We start from the raw sequence: 25,463 nt of genomic DNA, 5'->3' as shown, positions 1-25,463 counted from the left end.
CCACCGCATTTTCACCCCATTGCCGCGCACTATGCCCTCAAACACGGACGCACAAGAGACCGATGCGAATATTCCTCGCCTGCCTGGCACTGCTCTTCTTTCTGCCGATCGGCACGGCCACCGCCTGGTGGATGACCGTGGACCGCCCCCAGAGCTGGCACGAAGCCGACTGGTCGGGCACGGACACCCTGCCCGATCCGGGACGCAACAGCGATGCAGCGGTCTATGTGATGGCGGCACGCACCGGCGGGCTCAAGGGCGCGGTTTCGGTGCACAGCTGGCTGGTCTACAAGCGCGCGGGCGCTGCGGCCTATACGCGCTATGACAAGGTGGGCTGGGGCATGCCCGTCCGCCGCAATGCCTATACCGCCGATGCACGCTGGTATTCCAACCGGCCCTTCATCATCCGTGCGATCCGAGGCCATGAAGCGGCCAGTCTGATCCCCGCGATCGAAAGCGCCATCGCGCGCTACCCGCACGCCGGACGCGGCGATTACCGCACATGGCCGGGGCCGAATTCGAACACGTTCGTCGCCCACGTCTTGCGCGCGGTGCCGGAGATCGGCGCGGTCCTGCCGCCGCACGCGGTGGGGCGCGACTATCTGGGCGCCGGCCCCCGCGCCGCAGTCGATCGCGACGCGCGTGACCTGCATCTGTCCTTGCACGGCCTCGCCGGCCTGTCGGCCGGTCTGCGATCTGGGTTTGAGGTTCACCTGCTGGGTCAGGCGATCGGCATCGATGTCATGCGCCCGGCGCTGAAACTGCCGGGCATCGGCCGGGTCGGCCTGGCGCTCTGATCAGAGCGTCTGATTGTATTCGCCGACTTCGGGGTTCTCGCGCAGCACCGCATCGACCGCGTTGAACATGTCGATCTTGCGCTGCTCGGAGACCGGGCTTTCGACGACGACGACCAGTTCGGGCTTGTTGGACGAGGCCCTCACCAGCCCCCATGTGCCGTCGTCGGCAACGACCCGCACGCCATTGACGGTGACAAGGTCGGCGATCGGGTGCCCGGCGACCTCTCCGCCATCGGCCTGCATCTTTTCAAACCGCTTCACGACACGGTCGATCACCTCGTACTTCACCTCATCGTCGCAGTGGGGCGACATGGTGGGCGAGCCATAGGTGAGCGGCAGCGCGCGATAGAGATCGGCCATCGACTTTTCGGGGTTGCGGTCGAGCATCTCGCAAACGGCGATTGCGGTGACGATGCCGTCATCATAGCCCCGGCCGATCGGCGGGCCGAAGAAGAAGTGGCCGGATTTTTCAAACCCAGCAATGGCGCCAAGCTCCGTCACCCGGCGCTTGATGTAGGAGTGGCCGGTCTTCCAGTAGTCGGTCTTTGCGCCCTGCTCCTTCAGGACCGGATCGGTGGCGTAGAGCCCGGTCGATTTCACGTCCGCGACAAAGACGGAGTTGTCGTGGTGGGCGGAGATGTCGCGGGCGAGCATCACGCCCACCTTGTCGGCGAAGATCTCGTTGCCCTTATTGTCGACGACGCCGCAGCGGTCGCCGTCACCGTCAAAGCCGAGCCCGACATCTGCGCCATGCTCGAGCACGGCGTCACGGATCGCGTGCAGCATTTCCATGTCTTCGGGATTGGGATTGTAGCGCGGGAAGGTGTGGTCGAGTTCGGCGTCGAGCGGGATCACCTCGCAGCCGATCCGTTCGAGCGCTTCGGGCGCAAACGCCCCGGCCGTGCCATTGCCGCATGCGGCCACGACCTTGAGCTTGCGCGAGATCGTGTGGCCGTCGACGAGATCGTCGAGATAGGTCTCGCGAAACCCGTCGACAAACTCGTAGGCGCCGCCGGTCAGGTCGAAATCGCCGCCGAGCACGATATCGCGCAACTGGCCCATCTCGTCGGGGCCGAAAGTCAGCGGGCGGTCGCAGCCCATCTTCACGCCGGTCCAGCCGTTTTCATTGTGCGAGGCGGTGACCATTGCCACGGACGGCACGTCCAGCTCGAACTGGGCGAAATAGGCCATCGGCGACAGGGCCAGGCCGATATCCTTGATCTCGGCGCCGGCGGCCATGAGCCCTTGCGTCAATGCCAGCTTGATCGTCATGGAATAGCTGCGGAAATCGTGGCCGACGACAATCTTCGGGCCGGCACCGCGGCGGCGGATCAGCGTGCCGAGCCCCATGCCGAGCGCCTGAATGCCCATCAGGTTGATCTCCGGCGCCTTGTCCGACGACGGGTGACCGAACCACCAGCGCGCATCGTATTCGCGGAAGCCGGTCGGCTTGACGAGCGGCGTGGTCTCGAAGGCGAACGTGTTGGGGGTCAGGTCCGCGACGGGTTTCATGGCAGCTCCGGAGGATGGATTGGCGCGATGCAGAACCCCTCCGGGATAGACGCAAAAAGGGGCCGGCGGCAACCGGCAATCGCCGGCGGCACCCAAAGCATCGATGTCGACCTTAGAATTGGTCGGAGTGGCAGGATTTGAACCTGCGACCCCCTCGTCCCGAACGAGGTGCGCTACCAGGCTGCGCTACACTCCGGCCCTTGAAACACAAGGGTTTCGGGCGCCTTCTAGCGGAGTCATTTCGAAACAGCAAGTGAACAAACGGCCCCAAGTGCCACGAAAATGCGCAAAGCTCCAAGCGGCGGTCTGGCAAGTGAAGACGGAGCATGCTTTTCGAGGCGAGTCCATGCGCCGGTCACGAAGATATCAGACTTCAGCACCAATGAGACGGTCTCGGCCTAACGGACAAGGGAGGATTTCTCGCTCGGCTTGGCCCGTCAAGCAGTGACGATGAGACAGAAACCAGAAACGCACAAAGAGCCGACGGAGAACATCAAAATAGACACCTGCCCGACCGCGAGCAGACAATGTTTTGCGGAAGAGAAGATCCGGATCGTGCCGGTTCACCTGCGCGGCGAGGAAAGACAGGCAGCGCTTTGCCGGCGCGCCGCCGTTGCGCGAAAGCGTGACCGCCACTTGATGGGTCAAACATGCACAAGATTCGTATCGAAATGAACGGTTGAACGGGCAACCGTTTACGCTGAGCCCTTGGTCCGGCTCGAGGCAATGGATCAATCGATGGCGATCCAGGCGGTTTTAAGGTTCTGGAATTTGTCGAGCGCGTGCAGCGAGCGGTCATAGCCGTTGCCGGATTGCTTCTGCCCGCCCATAGGCACCGTGATGTCCGTGCCGCCATAGGTGTTGACGTGAACGACGCCCGCCTTGATCGCCATGACCATGCGGTGCGCGCGCGCAAGATCGGCGGTCCACACGCCCGACGCCAGACCGTACGGACCCGCATTCGCCAGGGCCACCGCCTCCGCCTCGCCATCGAACGTCGTGACTGCTAGGACCGGCCCGAACACCTCACGCTGAAACAGCCGGTGGGCCAGAGCAACGTCAGCAATGATCGTCGGCTGCATGTAGTAGCCGCCGCTGGATTCGAGCAGCCGTTGTCCGCCGCCAATGACGCGGGCGCCGTCTTCCTGTGCCTGCGCCACGGCTTTTAGATTGGCGTGAAGCTGGGACTGGCTGTTGACTGCGCCGATCTGTGTCTCGGGATCGAGCGGATCGCCGACGCGCATACGGTCGGCTCGTGAACGCAGCCTCTCGATGAATTCCTCGTGGATCGAACGCTCGACCAGCAACCGCGAACCGGCGACACAGACCTGGCCGCTGTTGCGGAAGACCGCATTGACGGCAGCCTCGGCTGCCGTCTCGAGGTCCGGCGCATCGGCAAAGACGATGTTGGGCGATTTGCCGCCGAGTTCCAGATAGACCCGCTTGAGATTGGACTCGGCCGACGCTTGAAGCAGTTTCCGGCCGGTGGCGCCCGAACCGGTGAAGACGAGCACGTCCACATCGCTTGACGCGGCGAGCGCCGCGCCGGCTTCGCCGCCCAACCCGGTCACGACATTGAGCACGCCATCGGGCAGTCCCGCCTCGTGCGCGAGCTCAGCCAGACGCAGTAGGGCGAGCGAGGCCGTTTCGGCGGGCTTGAGCACGACCGAATTGCCCGCCGCGATGGCCGGCGCCAGTTTCCACGCCCCGATCATGAGCGGAAAGTTCCACGGCACGATCGTGCCAACAACGCCGACGGGTTCGCGATGCACCAGGCCCAACCGGTTGTCGGGCGTCGGCGCGATCTCGCCGCTCATCTTGTCGATTGCCTCGCCATAATAGCGGATGGTGGCCGCCGCCGAGGCGGCCTCGGCCTTGATCGCCATGGCGATCTCGGTACCGTTGTCGCGCACGCCCAGCACCGTCAATTCCAGCAGTTCCGCCTCGATCAGGTCGGCCCACCGCGCCATGATCGCCTTGCGCCGCGCCGCCGGCAGGCCGCGCCACCGCCGGTCGGCAAAGGCGCGCCTGGCCGCGCTAACGGCCGCCTCGACATCGGTCGCGTCGCCGCGTGCCATCGTGGTCAGGACCGACCCGTCGATCGGCGTTTCCACGTCGAGGCGCTGACCGGACGTCGGGGAAAAGGACCTTCCATCGACCAGATGATCCCGATCGGCAACCGGGGCGGCGCGCAACGCCTCAATCTGTGCCATGTCCAGCATCATTCCTCCCCACCTTTCCGACAGTCGCTCCCTGCTTACCTTGCATAACAGGCAGGAAGCCGCACGCAACTCAATTTCGCATCAAATGAAATATTTTTGTTGCAAATGGAATGAAATTGAGTAGGTTCGACTTTGGGAGGATATCGATGCACGTCAAGGCCAGGTCAAACCGGCAAGCGAAACCGTTTGTCGCCGACATCCGGCAGCCGTCCGAGGAGTCCGACGTCGGCGGCAAGGGGCGGCGGCTGTACGAGTTGACGGCCATGGGCGCTTCGGTGCCGAACGGCTTCACGGTCACGGCCGCAGCCTTCTCCGACTTCCTGCAGGCGACGCAACTCCATGACGCCATCGGTGACAGACTGGCGCGCGTTGACGTAAGCGACGAAGCGGCCATCCGCGCCGGTTCGGCCGACATTGTCGCGATGATCGCCGATGCCAGTCTGCCCGGCCATCTGGCGCAGCTCATCTGCGATGCCTATGACGCTCTATGTTTTCAGTCGGGCACGCTTCGCCTCAAGGTCGCCGTGCGATCGTCCGCCATTGGCGAAGATGCCAAGGATGCCAGCTTTGCCGGCCAGTTCGAGACCTATTTGGGCGTCGCAGGCCACGAGGCCCTGCTAAACCACGTAAAGAAGGTCTGGGCCAGCCTGTTCAACGAACGCGCGATCCTTTACCGGCTGAAGAAGGGCCTTCGCCATGACGCGCCGATGGCGGTTGTGGTGCTGGAACTGGCGGATGCGCGCTCTGCGGGCGTCGCCTTTTCGGTCGATCCGCTGACCGGCAAACGCGACCGCATCACGATCGAGGGCAATTGGGGCTTTGGCGAATCGGTCGTCCAGGGCGTGGTCACGCCGGACCGTGCGGCTGTCGACAAGGCGGACTTGCGCATCCTCGACTATGTGACCGCCGACAAGACGATTGTCTCGGTCTTTGATCCGCAGACCCGGCTGGTTGTCGAAGAGCCGGCACCCGCCCGATTCCGAAAAGCCCGCGTGCTCGGCGACCATGAGGTCGACACCATCGCCCGCGCGGTGCGTGACGTCGAAAAGCAAATGGGCGAGCCGGTGGATGTCGAATGGGTCATCCCCCGCCACTGGCGTCCCGGCGAACCGCCGGTCCTCGTCCAGGTCAGGCCGGTGACCACGCTTGAGGCCGAGGCGCCCGCCCCGGCCTGGAACAATCTGGATTATGCGACGAAATACGGTTTCGGGGTGGCACGGTGACGGCTTCCGGCGACCGGTTCGACTATGTGATCGTAGGCGCCGGCTCTGCGGGCGCGGTTCTGGCGTCCCGCTTGTCGGAAGACCCCCGCTCGACTGTCTGTCTCATCGAAGCCGGGCCGAAGGACACCCATCCGTTCATCGCCATGCCGCTCGGCCTGATATGGCTGGCCAAGAATACCCGCCACAACTGGCTCTACGCATCGGCGCCGCAGCACGGATTAGGCGGTCGTTCGGTGTCGATCCCACGCGGCCGGGTTCTGGGCGGTTCGTCGGCCATCAACGGCATGATCTACATTCGCGGCCAGCGCGAGGATTATGACCGTTGGGCCGAGGCCGGCTGTACCGGTTGGGACTATGAGTCGGTTCTGCCCTATTTCATCAAGTCGGAGAACAATCGGGCGCCGGATCTCAACGGCGTCCATCACGGCAAGTCCGGCCCCCTGTCGGTCACCGATCTCGCTGATCCAAACCCGATGGACACGGTGTTCATCGAGGCTGCGGGCCAGTTGCAGTTCCGCCCAAATCGCGACTTCAACGGCGCCGGCCAGGAAGGCGTCGGCATCTATCAGGTGACGCAAGACGGCGGACGGCGCCATTCGACAGCGCACGCGTTTCTCGAGCCGGCGCGCGGCCGCGCCAATCTGCGCGTCGTCACCAGCAGCCAGGTGGCCGCGCTCGAATGGTCCAACGATCGGGTCGCGGGCGTGCGCGTGCGCGACGGCGATGGCAATGAGCGTGCGATTGGGGCAGATCGTGAAGTGATCCTTTCGGCCGGGGCCATCGGCTCGCCGGAAATCCTCATGCGTTCGGGCATCGGCCCCGGCGCCGACCTGACGGCCGCAGGCATCGCGGTCAAGCATGACCTGCCCGGCGTCGGCGCCAATCTGCACGACCATGTCGATTGCTTGGTCATCTGCAAGAGCCGGAGCCGAACGCCCTATGGCCTGTCTGCCGGCGCGGCGCCCAAGCTCTTCTATGAAGGGTTGCGCTATCTCGCCGCGCGGCGCGGCATGCTGGCCTCCAACATGGTCGAAGCCGGCGGCTTCGTCCGGTCGCAGCCGGACGTCGAGCGCCCCGACATCCAGTTCCATTTCATTCCAGGCCGCAAGAGCCATCGCGGCAGGATGCTGGAGTACGGCCATGGCGTGTCGCTGCACACCGGCGTTCTGCGTCCCAAGAGCCGTGGCGCCGTGACGCTGAACGAAGCGGACCCTTCGGCGCGGCCGGTCATCGACTTGGGGCTGCTGCGCGAGGAAGACGACATGCAACTGCTGATGCGCGGCGTCAAGATCGCCCGCGACATCCTCAGGCAGCAGCCGTTCGCGCCGCACGGGCTCAGCGAAATCCTGCCCGGAGATGGCGTGACCAACGATGCAGAGCTGACCGCCTTCATCCGGGAGCATGCGCGTTCGGTCTATCACCCGGTCGGCACCTGCGCGATGGGCACCGGCCCGCGTGCGGTGGTCGACCCGCGATTGAAGGTGCGCGGCGTCGAGGGCCTCCGCATCGTCGACGCCTCGATCATGCCCGAGATCGTTTCGGGCAACACCAACGCACCCACCATCATGATCGCCGAAAAGGCAGCCGACATGATCCGGCAGGACGCCGCGACACGACACTGAAAACAAACGGACCGTTGGGAGGACCGAAACCATGAAACATGCTTTGCCCTTGACGCTGGCCGCGCTCGCCTGCGGCTTCTCTCTGGCGATGACCCCGCCCGCCGCGGCCAACGAGGCTTGCGGCAGCGGCGAACCCGCCACAGGCGAACCGATCAAGATCGGCGCGATCGTCGGCCAGACCGGACCCGCCGACTTTTCCTCAGCGTCCAAATCGGCCGCCGCCTTCTTCGACTGCGTCAACGCCAATGGCGGCATCAACGGGCGACCGGTTGAATATCTCGTCGAGGACGATGCCTGGAACCCCGAAACCGCCGCCAACGCCGCCGCCAAGCTGGTCAATGACGAGGGCGTCGTCGCCATGGCCGGTTCGACCTCCTTCATCGAATGCGGCACCAACGCCAGATTCTATGCCGACAATGGCATCGGCGTGATCGCGGGTGTCGGCGTGCCGCGCGAATGCTTCTTCTCTTCCAACATCGCGCCGATGAACATGGGCCCACGCCTATCGACCCTCGGTGCGGCGATCGATGCCTATGAAAACCAGGGTGCCCGTTCGTTCGTCTGCATGGCACCGAACATTCCCAATGTCGGCGGTTGGTTCTGCGAAGGGCTGGCGGCCTGGGGCGCCGACAAGGGCGTTGAGACGCACAATGTGCTGCACGATCCGGCGACACTCGATCCGACCTCGCTGGTCCTGCAGGCCATGGCGATGGGCGCCGACGCGATCATCGTCGCCGAACCGGCGCCGGCCGCCATCCCGATCTTCAACGCTGCCGAGGATCAGGACCTGCGCGAGGAAGCGATCTGGCTCGGGCCGACCTCGATCTATGACACCGCGTTCCCGGCAGCTGTCGGCGACTACTGGGCCGGCGCGATCAAGGCGCATATCGAGTTCAACACGCTCGACAGCGACGGCGTCGATAATACGGCGTGGCTGTCGATCATGGACGAATATGGCAACGCCTCCGATCCGCGCGACAGCTTCAGCCAGGGCGGCTATCTGGCCGCCAAGATCATAACGGGGGTGCTGCGCGGCATCGACGGCGACATCACCCGTCAAAGCGTGCTGGAAGCCCTTCAGACCATGGAGGCGGTGGACTCTGATCTTCTGTGTGGTGCGTGGTCGTTCGGACCCGGCGACCGGCACAATGCCAACCAGGCCGGCCGCATGGTGACCATGACCGCCGATGGCTGGGAAACCTCGCGCGATTGTTTCGTCTCCGACGATCCCGAACTCGCCGACATCCGCAGCTGACGGCCCAGAGCAACGACCGGACCCATGCCTGACCTGACACCCTTTCTTGTCACCGGACTTGCGCTCGGCAGCGTCTATGCGCTGGCGGGCATGGGGCTGGTCGTCCTGTTCCGCGCCACGGGCGAACTCAATTTCGCCCTTGGCGCCATCGGCGCCGCTTCGGCCATGACGGCCTGGCAGGCCCACGCATGGGGCACGCCGATTGCGTTGGCCGCGCTGTGCGGTGTCGCCGCCGCCACCGCGATTTCAGCCGGCTATGGGGCGTTCGTGTCGGCGCGCGTCGCCCGGCGTTCGAACGTGATCAAGGCGGTGGCAACGCTCGGGCTTGCGCTCGCTCTGCTCGGGCTGATGTACTTCATTTGGGGCGATACGCCACGCCGGCTCCGCCTGCCGTTGAGCGCGCTCAACACCGAACTGTTCGGCGTCCGCGTTACCGGCGTCCGTGTCGTTGCGCTGGCGCTGTGTGTAATGACCGCGATCGGCATATCGCTGCTGCTCGCCAGGACACGTCTGGGTCTGCAGATGCGGGCTCTTGCCGATGGCCGGGACCTGAGCGCGCTGATCGGCATCGACGTTGAGCGGGTGACCCTGATCGCCTGGACCGCCACCGGCGTTCTGGCCGGCACGATCGGTATCCTTCTGGGCAGCCTCGTGCGGCTGGAACCGGGCGTGTTGACCTTCATGGTCGTGCCCTCCATCGCAGCCGCGATCCTCGGTCAATTGCGCTCGCTGTGGCTGACGCTGGCCGGTGGCCTCGCAATCGGCGTACTCGAGGCGATCGCCACACCGTTTCAGGATGTTGCGCCCTACCGGTCGCTCGTTCCCTTCATTGTCGCCATCGCGGTTCTGGTTCTGCTGCCGGCGCGCACCTTTCAGACAACGAGGGGAAGCTGATGGCGATGTCCGAGACGAGCCGCACGCCCCTGCCCCATGCTGCTCCGCGCGGATTTCTCGCCGCAGCCGCCAGTCAACATGGCGGGCTGATCACCGCGTTCTTTCTCATGGCGCTGATCGTGCCGTTCCTCGGCTCGTACTGGATCAAGAACTTCACCTCGATGATTGCGGTGGCGATCGCCGCGCAGGGCGTGGCGCTGCTGCATGCGCGGCTTGGTTTCGTCTCGCTGGCAGGCATCGCGATGATGGGTGTCGGCGGCTGGTTCGGCTTGCGCCTGGCCCATGCCACGGGCCTGCCGTTTGAGATCGTGCTGGTGCTCGCGGCGCTTTGTACCGGCGCTGCGGGCGTGTTGCTCGGCCTGCCCGCGCTCAAGCATCGCGGTCTGATCTACGCGCTCATCACCTTGATGTTCGCAGCCGGCTTCCATGTCGTCGTCTCCTCGATCGGGTTTCCGGACGGCGGTAGCGGCTTTTGGGGCCGCATCGACGGCTCCGCCGAACGCCAACTGATGGCGCGCCCGGCCATCGCCGCAAGCGATCTGGCCTACTTCCTCTATGCGCTCGCCATTGCAGCGGCCGCGTTCACCGCCACGCACATCGTCACCAAGTCCGCGGTGGGCCGCGCCTGGGCGATGATCCGGGCGGGCGACGCGGTCGCCCATGCCGCGGGCGTCAGGATCGGCATCGCCCGGGCCAAGGCGTTTGGCCTGGCCGGTGCACTGGCCGGTGTCGGTGGCTGTTTGCTGGCCGGTTCCATCGGACAGCTGGACGGCCGGTCCTTCGATCCAGTCCAGTCGCTTCTACTCTACGGCCTTGTCATCATCGCGGGTCCCTGGTCGCTCGCCGCAGCGCTGATCGCAGGTTTTCTGTATCGGATGTTCCCGGCGATCCTCGACAGCTGGGGCGTCGATGGCGACATCGCGATCACGATTTTCGGCCTGGCCCTGATCCACGCCATCGTCAGCGCACCGCGCGGCATTGCGGGCCAACTGCACGATCTGACATCGGCCATTCAGAACCGCCTTTCAGGAGTCGACCGATGATCGACATCGATGCGCTCACCGTGACATTTGGAGGCGTCACGCCGATCGACCGGCTGTCGCTGACCCTTGACGGTCAGATCGTCGGGCTGATCGGCCCCAACGGGGCCGGCAAGACGACGCTGCTCAATGTGCTCTCCGGCCTTGTTCGACCTTCCGCCGGCACGGTGCGCCTGTTCGGCAAAGATATTGGCGCGCTTGCTGCGGGACAGCGTCTTGGGTGGGGCGTGACCCGCGCCTTCCAAACCCCGCAAGTGGCCGACGATCTGACCGCGTCCGAGAACATCCAGGTGGCGCTCGACAGTCTGCAGGTCCCGCGCGCCGAAGCGGCAACGCGCCTCGCCGAAACGCTGGAGCGGGTGGGCTTGGCCGGACACGCCCGCCGCCTTGGCGCGCATCTTGACGGGTTCGACCTACGGATGACGGAGATCGGGCGGTGCCTGGTCACCGGCCCCAAACTGATCATGCTGGACGAGCCGGCAGCCGGTCTGGCGGCTGCCGAACGCACGCGCCTGATCGACCTTTTGCGGGGGCTATCGCGCGCCGGCACCCGCATATTGATCATCGACCATGATATCGATCTGATCGCCGGCCTGTGCGATCAAGTCGCCGTGCTCGATTTCGGCCATCTGGTCGCAAGCGGCGACACCGACACCGTGCTCGCAGACCCGAAGGTCCGCGCTGCCTATCTCGGCGAGTTCGAAGATGATGACGCGGAGGCGCGGGCGGCATGAACGAGACCGCGCTCTTCGTCGAGAAGCTGACCGTGCGCCGCGGCGCTCAGGAGGTGCTGCACGGCATCGACCTGACTGTTGAGCCTGGCAGCATCATGGCCCTGCTTGGTCCCAACGGCGCCGGCAAATCGACACTTGTTTCAACGATCGCCGGCGAACTCACGCCATCCAAAGGAACCATCCGGCTTGGCACTGAGCCACTGGTGGGCAAACGGCCGCAGGCGATCCGCAAGCTCGGCGTTGCCGCGGTTCCCGAGGGCCACCGCGTGCTCAGGGGTCTTTCGGTCGCCGATAACTTGCACGCTGCAGCGACCTTTCTGCCCGCCGACGAGGGGCGCCGCGCCTTCGAGGAGGCGTTGGCCATCTTTCCGGAGTTGAAGGAGAAACTCGCGCTGCATGCCGGCAATCTGTCGGGCGGCCAGCAGCAAATGCTGTCGCTTGCGCAAGCGCTGATGGGTCGGCCGCAGTTCATCTTGGCCGACGAGATGTCGTTCGGCCTGGCGCCTGTCATCGTTAAGCGCCTGATCCCGCTGATGACCCGGATCGCGCAATCAGGGATCGGCATCTTGCTGATCGAGCAATACACCCACATGGCGCTCGAGATCGCCGACGAGGTGGCCGTGCTGTCGCGCGGTGCGATCATCGCGCGCGATCACGCCAGCGCCTTCCGCGACCGGCCCGATGCTATCCGCGATCTGTATCTGTCCGTCGAAGCGGCCTGAGAAGCTGCGCAAGGGAGAAGACCATGTCCACCGTCATACCGATCGATGAGTTCGTCAACGACCCCGGCTATCCGGGTTTCGAACCGCGCTTCTTCGACAGCCCCTGGATCGCCGAACCCGTGTCGAAGTTTCGCGCCGAGGATGTAGAGCGATTCTGGTTTCTCGATTTCCACTGGCCGAACGGCACCACTCCACTCGGCATGTGCTTCTTTGAGGATGGCTATGCCTATGGCACCCAGCTCTCCGCGACCACGCTGCCCCTTCCCCCTTCGAACGGCTTGGCCGTCCGCTTCGGCGGCACCCATGTGTTCGGTGGTGAATCGCCGTTGAAAAGCGCATGGGAACCGGGGTTCCGGGGCTTGCGTATCGGCAACGAGCTGGGCGGCATCCTCGGCGACTTCAATACGATCTGGGCCCGGCGCGAGGCCGAACTCACCGCCGGCTTCGAGCACTTCAAGACCTTTGATACGAGCGCGGCGAGCCTGCCGGAACTGGCCCGGTTTGCGGCCGACGCCCGGGCGTTCCAGAAGTTTGCATGGTGCGTGCATTTCGGCCTGATGTACCCGCTTCTCGCCAACTATGCGGGCTTTTACGGCCTGTGTTCGGAACTGAAGATCGCTCCCGGCGAGATCGCGAAGTTCCTGCAGGGCGAAAAGACGAAGATCGTCGAAACCGACATTGCCTTGTGGGAACTCGCCCATGCCGCACGCGAACTGGGCGTTCAGGCGCATGTCGCCGGCTCGCCCGCGCAGATGCGGGCCGCGATGGAATCCGCTGGCCCCAATGGCGGCGCCTGGCTCGCCAAATATCGCGCGTTCCTCGACCGGTGGGGCTGGCGGACGGCCGGCATCGCCGATCCGCGCGAAAAGCCGTGGATCGAGGACGAACAACCCGTTGTCGGCCTTCTGGAAACCTTCCTGCAGAAGGACGATGCCCACGACTTCGATGGCGGGCTCTCGGCGGCGGCGGCCGAACGCGACGAAGCGGTGGAGAATGCATGCGCCAAACTGTCGACCGCCGAGCGCGAGGCATTCGGCCAAGCGCTCGCAAGCTGCCGACAGGCCAATTTCTCCTGGTGGAACGAAGACCACAATGTGGTGATCGACATGCAGGCGACCATCCCGCTGCGTCTGGCGGCGCTGGCCATCGCCGAAAAAGCCGGTGCGGACGATCGCGAGGATGGCTGCTTCCTGTTCCACACCGAACTGGTCGAACTGGCGCGCGGCGACACGAGCTGGGCCGCGCTCAAGCCAGTCGTCAAGGATCGCCGCGCCTATTACGAGCATTGGTACGATCGCCGCAAGGCGATGCCCAAAGTCGTCGGCACGGTGCCTGACGCGGTCAGTGATCCGATCCTGATCGAGATTGTGGGCCTGCACAAACACTTCCTGGACGCCCAGAAGCATGGCGGCGCGGCCGAGGAGTTACGCGGCATACCGGCGTCCAAGGGTGAGGTGACCGGTTCGGCGCGGGTCATGCACAACGCCGATGAGCTGCATCTGCTCAAGCCCGGCGAGATCCTGGTCTGCGAGGGCACCGCACCCAGCTGGACACCAGCCTTTACCAAGATCGGCGGCTGTGTGTGCGACAATGGCGGCACGCTGACCCATGCCTCCATCGTCAGCCGCGAATATGGCCTCCCCTGTGTTGTCGGCACTGGCATCGCAACCAGTGCCATCAGCACGGGCGATCAGGTGACCGTCAACGGCACCGAGGGCGTGGTGCGCATCCGAAAGGCCGCATGATGACACCGATGGAGCCAGGGCCGCCCAAGACCGGTTTGCCGCACATCTTGCTGCTCGACTTTGGCGCGGTCATCTCACGCACGCTCTTTGAGACCCACGCGCACACCGAGAATGTGCTTGGCCTGCCACCGGGTACCCTCACCTGGCGCGGACCTCTGGCGCCCGAGACCGACCCGCTTTGGCGGGCCATGCAGCGCGACGAGATCACCGAGCGCAATTACTGGGAAAGGCGCGCCCGCGAGGTTGGGGCCTTGGCTGGTGAAGCCGGCTGGAAGCCGATGACGCTGATGCAGAAGGCGCGACAGGGCATGTCGGCCACGCAGGTCGTCCGGCCCGAAGCCGCTGCTTTGGTTCGACAGGTCGCCGCCGCCGGATTGAAGGCCGGCATACTCAGCAACGAGCTGGCGCTGTTCTTCGGTCCCACATGGCGGAGTGAACTGCCGATCATGGATCAGATGACGCACATCATCGATGCATCTGACGGTGGCCCGCTCAAACCCGATCCGGCCGCGTTCGAGCGGGCGATGCACGCGTTTGGTGAACCTGCCCGTGCCTTTGTCTTCGTCGATGACCAGGCCCGCAATGTGGAGGGTGCGCGCGCATTCGGCATGACTGCCATTCACTTCGACGTCTGCGATCCTTCCGGGTCGTTTGCCGCAGCCGCAAGGGCCATGGGGCTTGCCGAAGCGCCCGGGCCGCGACAGATTGCCGGCAAAGCCCGATCCCACGCCTGATCAAGAACTGAGCAAAACATGCCGATGGACGCGCCCAACGAGACGCTTGCCGAACCGGAGCCTGACAACGAAGACATCCGGCTTGACGCGTTCATGCCGTTTCAACTTGCGGTCGTCGCCAACCGCGTCAGCCAAGCGATCGCGCGCCTTATCGAAACGGGCTTCAATTTGCACATTCCCGAATGGCGCATCCTGGCAACGCTCAACTATCATGCGCCCGTCTCATCGCAGTTCCTGGTGCAGCACACGGCGATGGATCCCGCACGCGTCAGCCGGGCACAGACGCGCCTATCTGACCTGGGGCTGATCTCGGTGACGCAGGACCCCGCCGACAAGCGCAAGGTTATCATCACCCTGACGGAGAAAGGGACACAGATCACCCAAGCCATCGCGCCGGAAGCCCGTCTTGTCGAAGAGCGCATGATGGCGCACATCTCGCCACAGGAACGCGTCGTGTTCGAGCAAGTCCTGTCAAAGCTGTTTCAGGCGACGACTTCTGAGTGATAAGGATGGTGCCAACCAGGCTCCGCCATCCTGAACGTAAAAGCTGCGGACGGCGCAGGAGGAGCAAATGGCCGATCACGGCTCTCATGTCGAACGGGTGACGACGCAGGCGCTTTCGGCGTCGGCCGTGGCGCGCTCAAGCGTCGCCGCATCCTGGTTCCGGTCGATGGTGACGCATGGGCTCGATCCAGCCAACGACAAGAGGGTTCGCCGGCTCGACGGCGCTTCGCTCAAGCAAGTCCGGGCCGAGAACAGCACATTTCTTTCCATCGCCGAGTCCGAACTCGACCGGCTGTTTCGGCTGGTCGGCGCCGGAGGCTGTGGGCTCTATCTGACCGATCGGGCCGGCGTGGTGATCGACCATCGCTGCCAGGCGGGCGACGAGGTCGACTTTCGAACCGTGGGGCTGGTGCCAGGGGCGATCTGTTCGGAAGAGATCGAGGGAACCAACGGAATGGGGACCTGCCTTGCCGAGCTGCGCCCCGTAATCATTGACCGGGAGGAACACTTCTTCGCCCGCAGCACCGGCATAAGCTGCATCGGCGCGCCCATTTTCGGGGCGCTTGGAGAGGTTGTCGGCGCGCTCGATATCAGCACAGCGCGGGCCGATCATACCCGCGCAACCAATCTCCTGCTGGCCGATGTGCTCGTGCAGACCGCACGACGGATCGAGACAATGTACTTCCACGCCCGTTTTCCCGAAGCGCGCATCGTGGTCGCGGACATGGCTCAGGGCAATGGCGCGACGCTGCTTGCCGTCGACAATGACGATCTGGTCGTGGGAGCGACCCGGGCGGCGCGGCTTGCGTTCGGCCTTGACCTGGAAGGCCCGGTCGCGACGCATCCTGCGGCCGATCTTCTGGGCAGGCCGGGTGGCCGCGATATCGCGCAGGTCCAGCGCTCGGCCATTCTCCGGGCGCTGGCACGATCGTCAGGCAATGTTTCGGCCGCCGCGCGACAACTCGGAATCGGGCGCGCCACGCTCTACAGGCGGATGAAAGAGCTGAACATCGACAGATAGCGCGCGCAATTGTCTCAATGCGAGACAGGTCCATGGCGTGATCTTCCTGGCGCGGTAGGCGCGGGCGCATCGGCCTGTCAGATTTCCCGAAAAAGTGGCCACGCCACGATACGGGAGGAACTGATGGACTATTCCATGCTCATTGGCGGGCGTCTTGTCTCCGGCGACAACATGCTCGATGTCATAAACCCCGCAACGGAGGAGCCGTTCGCGCGCGTACCCCGCGCGAGCCGCGCCCAGCTCGACGAAGCCGTGGCGGCCGCCACGCAGGCCCAGAAGGCCTGGGAGGCCACGCCGATGGCAGATCGCCGGGCCAGGGTCGAGGCGTTGTCGGCGGCAATCGCCGACAATGAATCGGCGCTTGCGCGCCTGATAACGCTGGAACAGGGCAAACCGCTGCCCGAGGCGGTCGGCGAAGTGCAATGGAGCGTCGGTTNCCCGGCACAAGCCCCTCGGCGTCGTCGGCGGCATCATCGCCTGGAACTTCCCGCTGCTTTTGTGCTGCTGGAAGATCGGCCCGGCACTCATGGCAGGAAACGCGATCGTGCTGAAGCCCGCCCCGACAACACCGGTTGCCGCGCTGAAACTGGCGGAGATCTGCGCCGACATCTTCCCGCCGGGCCTGGTCAACATCATAACCGGCGACGACGATCTGGGTCCGCAAATGTCCAGTCATCCGGGCATTTCAAAGATCGGCTTCACCGGTTCGTCGGAGACGGGCAAGCGGATCATGGCGGCGGCAGCCAACTCGATGAAGCGCGTCACCCTGGAAATGGGCGGCAACGACCCGTCCATCATCATGCCCGATGTCGATGTTCGAGCCACCGCAGAGAAGGTGTTCGGCGGTGCGTTTCTGAATGCCGGTCAGGTCTGCCTGGCCGTCAAGCGCGCCTATGTGCACGAGGACATTTATGACGAATTCTGCGGCGCTCTGTCCGAGATCGCCGGGCAGGCCGTGGTGGGCGACGGTCTGCAGCAGGGCACGACCATCGGACCGATCCAGAACAAGAAGCAGTTCGAGAAGGTGAAGGACTATCTCGAAGACGCAAGGAGGAGCGGCACCGTCATCGCCGGCGGGCGCACCCGCGACGGCAAGGGTTACTTCGTCGAGCCGACGATCGTGCGCGATGTGACCGACGGCCAGAGGATCGTGGATGAGGAGCAGTTCGGCCCGATCCTGCCTGTGATATCCTTCAGCGACGTCGACGATGTCGTGACCCGCGCAAATGCGTCCGACTATGGCCTGGGCGGTGCCGTCCACTCCGCCGATGTCGAGGCCGCCACCGATATCGCCGGACGGATCGAAACCGGAACGGTCTGGGTCAACCAGCAGCTCAATATCGGGCCCCATATTCCCATGGCCGGGTTCAAGGGCTCCGGCCTTGGTGTTGAACAGTCTGTCGAAGGGCTGGCGGAATACACCCAAATGCAGGTGATCAACGTCGCCCGCGCACAAGCCTGAACGGCACCGCGACGGGCCGGGCGCGCAGCCGCCCGGTTCAGCCGGCATCTGGTGCGGGCATGGGAGGAAAGGACATCAAGGTGGCAGACCGCACGCCAATTGAGGGCATGGCCCACGTGCGCGGCCCGTCCGCGCCGCCGCTTCTCGAGTTGACGATACCGGAACTTCTGGCCGGCACGGCTGCCGAACATGGCCACCGGGAGGCCGCCATTTTCCATGCCGAAGGCGTGCGCTGGACCTATGCCGAATTCGCGCGCCGGGTCGACAGGCTTGCCGGCGGACTGCTGCGGCTGGGTGTGCGAAAGGGCGACCGTGTCGGCATCTGGTCACCGAACAACAGCGCCTGGCTGCTGACCCAGTTCGCCACTGCGCGGATCGGCGCCATCCTGGTCTGCGTCAATCCGGCCTATCGCCCCTACGAGCTGGAATATGCGCTCAACAAGGTCGGGTGCAGCACGCTCATCACCGCACCTCGCTTCAAGACGTCCGACTACGTCGCGATGCTCAACGAACTCGCCCCCGAACTGGCTACCTCCGAGCCGGGCGAACTGTCGGCCGCCGGCCTGCCGGAACTCAAAAGGGTCGTCGCCATTGGCGGGACAACGCCGGCCGGCATGTTCGGCTTTGATGCCGTCTGCGGCATGGGTGACGACACCGCGCAAGCCGACCTTGACCAGATCGGCGCCGGCATCCGCAATACCGACCCGATCAACATCCAGTTCACGTCGGGAACCACGGGACGGCCCAAAGGCGCCTGCCTCAGCCATCGCAACATCGTCAACAACGCCGCCAACGTCACGTCCACGCTCGGCCTTGGCGCCGACGACCGGTTATGCATTCCGGTGCCGTTCTACCATTGCTTCGGCATGGTCATGGGCACGCTGGGATGCGTCACCAAGGGCGCGGCAATGGTTGTTCCGGGCGAAGGCTTCGACCCCGAGGAAACCCTGGCGACCATCTCGGCCGAGCGCTGCACGGCGCTTTACGGCGTGCCGACCATGTTCGTCGCCGAACTCGGCGTGCCCGATCTCGACCGGTATGATCTGAGCCATCTGCGCACGGGCATCATGGCCGGCGCCTCGTGCCCGATCGAGGTGATGAAGCAGGTTCAGTCGAAGATGAACATGGAACAGGTGACGATCGCCTACGGCATGACGGAGACCTCGCCCGTCTCGTTCCAGTCCGACACCGACGATCCCATCGACAAGCGCGTCAGCACGGTCGGGCGAATCCACCCCCATGTGGAATGCAAGGTCATCGATGCCGACGGCCGCACGGTGCAGCCCGGCGTGCAGGGCGAGCTTCTCACGCGCGGATACTCGGTCATGCAGGGCTACTGGGATGATGACGATCGCACGGCCGAGGTCCTCATCGACGGGTGGATGCACACCGGCGATCTGGCGACGATCGATGCCGAGGGCTACTGCCGCATAACCGGTAGGGTCAAGGACATGATCCTGCGCGGCGGCGAAAACGTCTACCCGAGCGAGGTCGAGGCGTTTTTGTACACCCATCCGGACATTGCCCAGGCACAGGTCTTCGGCATTCCCGATCCGCACCTGGGAGAGCTGGTCTGCGCATGGGTCGTCCCGCGTGCGGGCGCGATGCTCTCCGAGGAGGATGTGGGCGCCTATTGCCGCCAGTCCATCGCCCATTTCAAGGTGCCGGCCCATGTCCGGATCAAGGACACGCTGCCCATGACCGTAACCGGAAAACCCCAGAAGTTCATCATGCGCCAGCAAATGGTGGAGGAACTGGAACCGGCCGACCCGGGATAGAGCTCCGGAACCCGGGCGAACCGGGGCCGGGGGCAATAAGGAGGAGGAAGACATGCTGCGATATTCACTTGTAGGGGCGGTCCTGATGGCGGCCACCCCGGCTTTGGCGCAAACCATCACGGAGGATGAGGTGCGCGCCGCCGTGGGCGCGATCGATACCGAGGCGATCATCGCCAATGACGCCCACGACCGGAACTGGCTGAATTACGGACTGAACTACGCCGAGACCCGGTACTCCCAGCTCGACGCCATCGACACGGAAAATGTCGGCGAACTGGGCCTGCAATGGTCCTACAGCCTCAATTCGGACCGCGGCGTGCAATCCACGCCCATCGTCGTCGATGGCGTGATGTATGTGACGGCCTCATGGTCGATCGTCCATGCGCTCGATGCGGTGACCGGAGAGCCGCTCTGGGTCTATGATCCCGAGGTGCCGGGCGACTTCGGCAAGCGCGGCTGCTGCGATGTGGTGAACCGTGGTGTCGCCGTCTATGACGGCAAGGTCTATGTCGGCGCCTTCGACGGCTATCTGCACGCCATCGATGCGGCGACCGGCGAGCGGGTCTGGCGGGTCGACACGATCGAAAACCGGGACATGTCCTACACCATCACCGGCGCGCCCAGGGTGATCAACGGCAAGGTGATCATCGGCAATGGCGGCGCCGAATTCGGCGTGCGCGGCTATATCACCGCCTATGATACGGAAACCGGCGAGGAAAACTGGCGGTGGTACACCGTGCCGGGCGATCCGTCCGAGCCGTTCGAGAACGAGGCCATGGAGATGGCCGCCGAAACCTGGGACCCGTCGGCCAGTTATTGGGAAGCCGGCGGCGGCGGTACGGTCTGGGATGCCATGGCCTACGACCCCGACCTGAACCTGCTTTACATCGGCACCGGCAATGGCAGCCCCTGGAACCAGCATCTCAGGAGCCCGGCGGGCGGCGACAACCTGTTCCTGGCGTCGATCGTCGCTCTGAACCCCGACACGGGCGAATATGTCTGGCATTACCAGAACACGCCCGGCGACACCTGGGACTACACCTCGACCCAGCACATCATCCTGGCCGATCTTGAGATCGGCGGCGAGATGCGCCAGGTCCTCATGCAGGCTCCCAAGAACGGCTTCTTCTACGTGATCGATCGGGTCACCGGCGAGTTCATTTCGGCCGAGCCGTTCGTCGAAACGACCTGGGCGACGGCCTATGGCGAAGATGGCCGGCCGATCGAAAACCCCGCCGCGCGGTCCAAGGACGAACCCTTCGAAACCGTGCCGTCGGCCTATGGCGCACATAACTGGCACCCGATGAGCTACAATCCGGACACCGGTCTGGTCTACATTCCGGCCCAGGGCGTACCGCTGGTGCAGGCCACCGATCCCAACTGGGAACTCAATAGCCACCGGCCGATGTCGACCATGTCGGGTGTCGGCTGGAACCTTGGCTATCTGTTCAACGTCGTGGCACCCGAAGCGACCCCGTTCGGTCATCTTCTGGCTTGGGACCCGGTCGAGCAGCGCGAGGTCTGGCGCGCCGAATATGTCAGCCCATGGAACGGCGGCACGCTGACCACGGCCGGAAACCTGGTGTTCCAGGGCACCGCCGATGGCCGCTTCATCGCCTACAATGCCACCGATGGCGCCCTTCTGTGGCAGGTCCCGGTGACCTCGGGCGTCGTGGCCGCCCCCAACACCTGGGAGCATGAAGGCGAGCAGTATGTCACGATTGCCGTCGGATGGGGCGGCGTCTACGGCCTGATGCAGCGGGCGACCGACCGCGTGGGCGCCGGCAGGGTCTTCACCTTCCGCGTCGGCGCCGATGCGCAGATGCCGGAGGCGGAGATGTCCATGCGCACCGAACTGGTCTCCGGCGTGCCCTATGACCCCGAGCACATTTCGGCGGGGCTTGCGACATATGTCTCCAACTGCCTGTTCTGTCACGGCGTGCCGGGCGTCAACAATGGCGGAGCGATTCCCAATCTGGGATATTCCGACGCCGGCACGCTGATGGATGCTGAAGCCTGGGTCCTGGAGGGCATAGGTGTCGACCGGGGAATGCCAAGCTTCGCGGACAAGCTGACGGCCGAAGACGTTGCCAACCTTGTGGCGTTCATCCAGGGAACGGCTGACTCGCTGCAGCCTCAGTAGGCCGGCGGCATCGCGACAGTGGCCGGGCGATCTCCCCTGCCCGGCCGCCCAGCGGCAGAGCGGCCTTTCAGAGCGAATGGATGGCGTCCAGAATGGCGGCCTCGCTCGCTTTCGTGTCCGCCGTTCCGCCCAGATCGCGGGTGCGGGACTGCGGCCTTTCCAGCGATATCTCGATCGCCTCCTCGAGTGTTCTTGCCGCCTGTACCTCGCCGAGATGGTCAAGCATCATCGCGGCCGTCCATACGGCGGCGACGGGATTGGCAATGCCCTGTCCTGCGATATCGGGCGCCGAACCGTGGACAGGCTCGAACATCGATGGATAGGCGCCCTCGGGATTGATGTTGGCGGCGGGCGCGATGCCGATCGACCCGGCCACCGCCGGTCCCAGATCGGACAGGATGTCTCCGAACAGGTTGGAGCCGACGACGACATCGAACCAGTCGGGGTGCTGAACGAAGTGCGCGGTGAGAATGTCGATGTGATATTGCGCTGTTTCGACGTCGGGGAAGCGTTTCTTCGCCGCTTCGAAGCGCTCGTCCCAGAACGGCATGGTGTGTACGATGCCGTTTGACTTCGTGGCCGACGCGACGTGCTTGCGCTTGCGTCCGCGTGCGAGGGTGAACGCGTAGTCCATGATGCGGTCGACGCCGCGGCGGGTGAAGACCGCTTCCTGCACCGCAACCTCGTCCGCCGTGCCGCGATAGAGCCGGCCGCCGATCTCCGAATATTCGCCCTCGACATTCTCGCGCACCACGATGAAATCGATCTCCTCGGGCCTCCGGTTGGCGAGCGGTGACGAAACACCGCGCAACAGGCGCACGGGACGCACATTGGCATACTGGTCCAGTTCGCGGCGCAACGGGATGAGAAGCCCCCACAGCGACACGTGGTCCGGCACCCCCGGCCAGCCTACCGCGCCCAGATAGATCGCGTCATGCGCCTTGACCTGCTCGATGCCGTCTTCGGGCATCATGCGGCCGGTCTTCTCATATCGCTCGCACGACCAGTCGAAACGGGTCCACTCAAGCGCAAAACCGTGCTTTGCGGCAACCGCCTCGGCGGCGCGCTGGCCGACCGGAATCACCTCCTTGCCGATCCCGTCTCCGGGGATCGTGGCAATGGAGTACCGCTTATGTTGCGCCATGGACGCTTTCCTCGCTCATGAAACTGATCAGGTGGTCGGCCACCATGTCGGGGCATTCCTCGGCCAGATAGTGACCGCCGGGGATCGCCTGGCCGCGTACGTCTTTCGCCCTTCTCCGCCACAGCGCCAGGCAATCGAAGTGCTGCTCTATCACGCCGTTGGTGCCCCACAGCGCGAGCAGCGGGCACTCAAGCTTGCGCCCGTCATCGGCATTGTCATGGTCGATGTCGATGGTTGCCGCGGCGCGATAATCCTCGCAGCTCGCGCGCACTGTCTCCGGATCGCCGAAACAGCTCAGATAATCGTCCAGCGCCGCCTGGGTGAACGGCGCCATGCCCGCGCTGCCGCTTCCGCACTTCTTTCGCCAATAGGCATCGGTGTCGGCAAGGATCATGCGTTCCGGAAACGGTGCGGGCTGGATCAGGAAGTACCAGTGCCAGTAGGCGCGGGCAAAGCCATCACTGGTGTTGGCATACATTTCCCGTGTCGGCGCGATGTCGAGCACCGCCAGGCGTTCCACCCGGTCCCCGTGATCCGCCGCCAACCGGTGGGCGACACGGCCGCCACGATCGTGCCCGGCGACGCAAAACCGACCGTGTCCGAGCCGGTCCATGAGCGACACCATGTCGTTTGCCATGGACCGTTTCGAATAGGTCGAATGATCCGCCACGCTGGGCGGCTTGGACGACTTGCCGTAGCCGCGAAGGTCCGCGGCAACCACGGTGAACCGGCGCGCAAGGACGGGCGCAACCTTGTGCCACATCACATGGGTCTGGGGATAACCGTGCAGCAGGAGCACGGCCGGACCCGAGCCGCCGGCAACACCGCGCAGCACCACATCGCCGACCTGGGTTTGAAACTGCGTGAAACCGTCGAACATGGTGAGATAAGGCGGCCCCGGTTCGTTCAAGTCCAATCCGTATGATTATTAATTTTCGCCGATCAATCCGGCTCGAGCACGCAACGCACGAACTCGTGCACGACGTCCATGGGGTCGTTCTGCCGCCAGGCGATATGAACATCAACGCTCGGGCCGCCATCGGCCAAAGGCAGGTAGACGACATCGTCCCGCTTGAACTGGCTCACCCACTCCGGCACCAGTGAAATGCCAAGCCCCGCCGCTACCATCGAGATGATCATGTGGCGTTCATTGGCCTCCTGGCGAATGTTGGGCTCGACGCCGTGCCCGCGCAGATAGTCGTGGATGACGTCGAAAAGGATGGGCCGGTGCGAGCGCGAGGGGATGACCAGCGGCTCCCCGCCAAGTTCGCTCGCGGCAACCGCTTTTTCTCCTGCGAGCGCATGGTCGGACGGCAGCACCGCAACCACCGGCTCGGTGAACACGAATGCCGATGCGAGATGGTCCTGCTTTGGCCGGATGCGCACGAAGCCGATGTCCAGCGAGCGATTGGCCAGATCATGCAGGGCGGGCGCCGACAGCAGCTCGAAGATCTTCAGCTCGACCGCGGAGTTTCGATTGCGAAAGCGCCGGACGATGCGCGGCAGCAATCCTGCTGTTGCCGAATCGACCCCGCCGATTTTCAGAAGATCATGCTCTCCGGCCATCGCCCGCGCCGCCGCGACCGCCGCCTCGGCCTGCGCGATGGCGGCCTTGGCCTCGGGCAGGAACGCCTCGCCGGCCCGCGTAAGCGAAACCCGCCGGGTCGTGCGCTCGAAGAGCTTCAGGCCCAGTTCGGCTTCCAGATGCTTGATCTGGGCGGACAGGGCGGGCTGAGCCATGTGCAGGCGCTCGGCGGCCCTGCCGAAATGCAGTTCCTCGGCGACGGCGACGAATATCCGCGCTTGCTTGAACTCCATGGGCCCTCCTCTCCCCGACGGCCATCAATAATATTTATAATTGATTTCTTCTCAATCGCCTTTCCGCCTTCGCGTAGCGTTTTGCCACGGCTTTCGCCGAAATCAGTGATGGGAGGAAATCATGATTGCACGAAGAAGCCTTATTGCGCTGACCGCGCTTGGCCTGGCCGCGGCGGTCGCGCCGGCCCAGGCCGACTATCCCGAACGCCCGGTCACCTACATCATTCCCTACAATCCGGGCGGCGAATCCGATGTGACCGCACGGTTTCAGGAGCAGCACTTCAAGGGCATCACCGGTCAGGATGTCGTGATCCAGTACAAGCCGGGCGCGGGCGGGGCGACGGCATGGGCGCAGCTGAACGGCTTCGAGCCCGACGGTTACACCATCATGAACGTCAACTTCCCGCACGCCATCCTGCAGCCGGCGATGAAGGATGTCGGCTACCAGACCGAGGATGTCGCGCCGGCCTACATCTTCCACTACACGCCCGACGCGATCGTCGTGCGGGCCGACAGCCCCTACCAGACGCTGCAGGATCTCATCGACGACGCGACCGCCAATCCCGGCACCGTCACCTTCGGCGGTTCGGGGACAAACTCCGCCAACCATCTGGCGGCCGTGCGCTTCGACCAGATGACCGGCGCCAAGACCACCTATATTCCCTTCAAGGGGTCGGCCCCGGCAATGGCGGCTGTTCTGGGCGGTCAGATCAAGGCGGCGATGACCTACACCACCCAGGGCATCAAGGCCGGCGACCAGGTGCGTGTCCTCGCCGTGGCGACACCCGAGCGGATCGAGGCCTATCCTGACGTGCCCACGTTCAACGAGCTGGGCTTCGATTTCGTTGGCGGGGCCTATCGCGGCGTCACCCTGCCCAAGGACGCGCCGCAGGAGGTGCGCCAGCGCCTTTCGGACATCATCGGCGAGATCAACGCCGTTCCGGAATTCCGGCAGCAGCTGATCGACAACGGATATGTGCCGGTCGATATCCCGACAGGGGAGATCGATCAGTGGCTGGCTGACCGCAAGGCCGACTATGCAGGCGGCATCGAGCAGCTTCGCGCATCGAACTGACCCCGCACTCCCCGGACC

The 25,463-nt window shown here is 64.6% G+C and carries 20 protein-coding genes, 1 tRNA gene and 1 pseudogene; 16 read left to right on the top strand and 6 right to left on the bottom strand.

Features of this window, described 5'->3' with window-relative positions; genetic code table 11:
- Nucleotides 1–62: 62 nt before the first annotated feature.
- A complete protein-coding gene (locus DEM25_RS10385) occupies nt 63–797 on the top strand; it encodes a DUF3750 domain-containing protein (RefSeq protein ID WP_109767333.1) in 735 nt (244 codons plus the stop codon).
- Here the strand turns inward: DEM25_RS10385 and DEM25_RS10380 are convergent, their stop codons facing one another.
- From DEM25_RS10380 to DEM25_RS10370, 3 genes are all read right to left on the bottom strand, one after another.
- Entirely contained in the window at nt 798–2,309 is a 1,512-nt protein-coding gene (locus tag DEM25_RS10380) for a phosphomannomutase/phosphoglucomutase (RefSeq protein WP_109767387.1), read from the bottom strand.
- Between the two features lie 119 nt (nt 2,310–2,428).
- A tRNA-Pro gene (locus tag DEM25_RS10375) sits at nt 2,429–2,505 on the bottom strand.
- 535 nt (nt 2,506–3,040) lie between these two features.
- Nucleotides 3,041–4,531: an aldehyde dehydrogenase family protein gene (locus DEM25_RS10370; protein ID WP_109767388.1), complete on the bottom strand. Its 1,491-nt coding sequence runs from the start codon at nt 4,529–4,531 to the stop codon at nt 3,041–3,043.
- Between the two features lie 146 nt (nt 4,532–4,677).
- On the opposite strand from DEM25_RS10370, the gene DEM25_RS10365 reads away from it, so the two are divergent.
- The 14 genes and pseudogenes from DEM25_RS10365 to DEM25_RS10300 all read left to right on the top strand — a co-directional run bounded on the left by DEM25_RS10365 (nt 4,678) and on the right by DEM25_RS10300 (nt 21,408).
- Nucleotides 4,678–5,754, top strand: coding sequence for a PEP/pyruvate-binding domain-containing protein (locus DEM25_RS10365; protein ID WP_158585241.1), 1,077 nt, complete (start codon nt 4,678–4,680; stop codon nt 5,752–5,754).
- Entirely contained in the window at nt 5,751–7,376 is a 1,626-nt protein-coding gene (locus DEM25_RS10360; RefSeq protein ID WP_109767336.1) for a GMC family oxidoreductase, read from the top strand. The genes DEM25_RS10365 and DEM25_RS10360 overlap by 4 nt, the downstream gene beginning before the upstream one ends.
- 31 nt (nt 7,377–7,407) lie before the next feature.
- On the top strand, nt 7,408–8,631 hold the full coding sequence (locus DEM25_RS10355; RefSeq protein WP_245412862.1) for an ABC transporter substrate-binding protein: 1,224 nt from the start codon (nt 7,408–7,410) through the stop codon (nt 8,629–8,631).
- 24 nt (nt 8,632–8,655) lie between these two features.
- Nucleotides 8,656–9,525, top strand: coding sequence for a branched-chain amino acid ABC transporter permease (locus DEM25_RS10350; protein WP_109767337.1), 870 nt, complete (start codon nt 8,656–8,658; stop codon nt 9,523–9,525).
- Nucleotides 9,526–9,530: 5 nt separating this feature from the next.
- Nucleotides 9,531–10,568 (top strand): branched-chain amino acid ABC transporter permease, encoded by a 1,038-nt coding sequence (locus DEM25_RS10345; protein ID WP_196780348.1) that lies wholly within the window; start codon nt 9,531–9,533, stop codon nt 10,566–10,568.
- Nucleotides 10,565–11,299 carry an ABC transporter ATP-binding protein gene (locus DEM25_RS10340; protein WP_109767339.1) on the top strand — a complete coding sequence of 245 codons (735 nt, stop codon included), beginning with the start codon at nt 10,565–10,567 and terminating at the stop codon, nt 11,297–11,299. Before DEM25_RS10345 ends, DEM25_RS10340 begins: the two co-directional genes overlap by 4 nt.
- Nucleotides 11,296–12,021 carry an ABC transporter ATP-binding protein gene (locus tag DEM25_RS10335; RefSeq protein ID WP_109767340.1) on the top strand — a complete coding sequence of 242 codons (726 nt, stop codon included), beginning with the start codon at nt 11,296–11,298 and terminating at the stop codon, nt 12,019–12,021. The genes DEM25_RS10340 and DEM25_RS10335 overlap by 4 nt, the downstream gene beginning before the upstream one ends.
- A gap of 23 nt (nt 12,022–12,044) precedes the next feature.
- Nucleotides 12,045–13,766: a PEP-utilizing enzyme gene (locus DEM25_RS10330; protein WP_109767341.1), complete on the top strand. Its 1,722-nt coding sequence runs from the start codon at nt 12,045–12,047 to the stop codon at nt 13,764–13,766.
- Nucleotides 13,763–14,500 (top strand): HAD-IA family hydrolase, encoded by a 738-nt coding sequence (locus DEM25_RS10325; protein ID WP_245412861.1) that lies wholly within the window; start codon nt 13,763–13,765, stop codon nt 14,498–14,500. The genes DEM25_RS10330 and DEM25_RS10325 overlap by 4 nt, the downstream gene beginning before the upstream one ends.
- 18 nt (nt 14,501–14,518) lie before the next feature.
- The gene (locus DEM25_RS10320) at nt 14,519–15,004 is read left to right on the top strand and encodes a MarR family winged helix-turn-helix transcriptional regulator (RefSeq protein ID WP_109767342.1); all 486 of its coding nucleotides are present in this window, start codon (nt 14,519–14,521) and stop codon (nt 15,002–15,004) included.
- 67 nt (nt 15,005–15,071) lie between these two features.
- Nucleotides 15,072–16,025 carry a helix-turn-helix domain-containing protein gene (locus DEM25_RS10315; RefSeq protein ID WP_109767343.1) on the top strand — a complete coding sequence of 318 codons (954 nt, stop codon included), beginning with the start codon at nt 15,072–15,074 and terminating at the stop codon, nt 16,023–16,025.
- A gap of 123 nt (nt 16,026–16,148) precedes the next feature.
- Nucleotides 16,149–17,487: pseudogene (locus tag DEM25_RS10310) on the top strand (aldehyde dehydrogenase family protein).
- A 59-nt stretch (nt 17,488–17,546) separates the two neighbouring features.
- Nucleotides 17,547–19,265, top strand: coding sequence for an AMP-binding protein (locus DEM25_RS10305; RefSeq protein WP_109767345.1), 1,719 nt, complete (start codon nt 17,547–17,549; stop codon nt 19,263–19,265).
- A 52-nt stretch (nt 19,266–19,317) separates the two neighbouring features.
- A complete protein-coding gene (locus DEM25_RS10300) occupies nt 19,318–21,408 on the top strand; it encodes a PQQ-dependent dehydrogenase, methanol/ethanol family (protein ID WP_109767346.1) in 2,091 nt (696 codons plus the stop codon).
- A gap of 67 nt (nt 21,409–21,475) precedes the next feature.
- On the opposite strand, the gene DEM25_RS10295 is transcribed toward DEM25_RS10300, so the two are convergent.
- From DEM25_RS10295 to DEM25_RS10285, 3 genes are read right to left on the bottom strand one after another with little or no spacing between them, the layout of a single operon-like run.
- On the bottom strand, nt 21,476–22,552 hold the full coding sequence (locus tag DEM25_RS10295; protein WP_109767347.1) for a tartrate dehydrogenase: 1,077 nt from the start codon (nt 22,550–22,552) through the stop codon (nt 21,476–21,478).
- Complete coding sequence (locus DEM25_RS10290; protein WP_245412860.1) at nt 22,539–23,462, bottom strand: alpha/beta fold hydrolase; 924 nt, start codon at nt 23,460–23,462, stop codon at nt 22,539–22,541. Before DEM25_RS10290 ends, DEM25_RS10295 begins: the two co-directional genes overlap by 14 nt.
- Before the next feature lie 32 nt (nt 23,463–23,494).
- Nucleotides 23,495–24,370: a LysR family transcriptional regulator gene (locus DEM25_RS10285; RefSeq protein WP_109767348.1), complete on the bottom strand. Its 876-nt coding sequence runs from the start codon at nt 24,368–24,370 to the stop codon at nt 23,495–23,497.
- 121 nt (nt 24,371–24,491) lie between these two features.
- On the opposite strand from DEM25_RS10285, the gene DEM25_RS10280 reads away from it, so the two are divergent.
- On the top strand, nt 24,492–25,445 hold the full coding sequence (locus DEM25_RS10280; RefSeq protein ID WP_109767349.1) for a tripartite tricarboxylate transporter substrate binding protein: 954 nt from the start codon (nt 24,492–24,494) through the stop codon (nt 25,443–25,445).
- The last annotated feature ends 18 nt before the right edge of the window (nt 25,446–25,463 follow it).

Origin of the sequence: Oceaniradius stylonematis (assembly GCF_003149475.2) — a bacterium.
Lineage (GTDB): Bacteria > Pseudomonadota > Alphaproteobacteria > Rhizobiales > Rhizobiaceae > Roseitalea > Roseitalea stylonematis.
The sequence above is the reverse complement of the archived record's forward strand: the minus strand, read 5'-3'. Positions and strand labels throughout refer to the sequence as shown.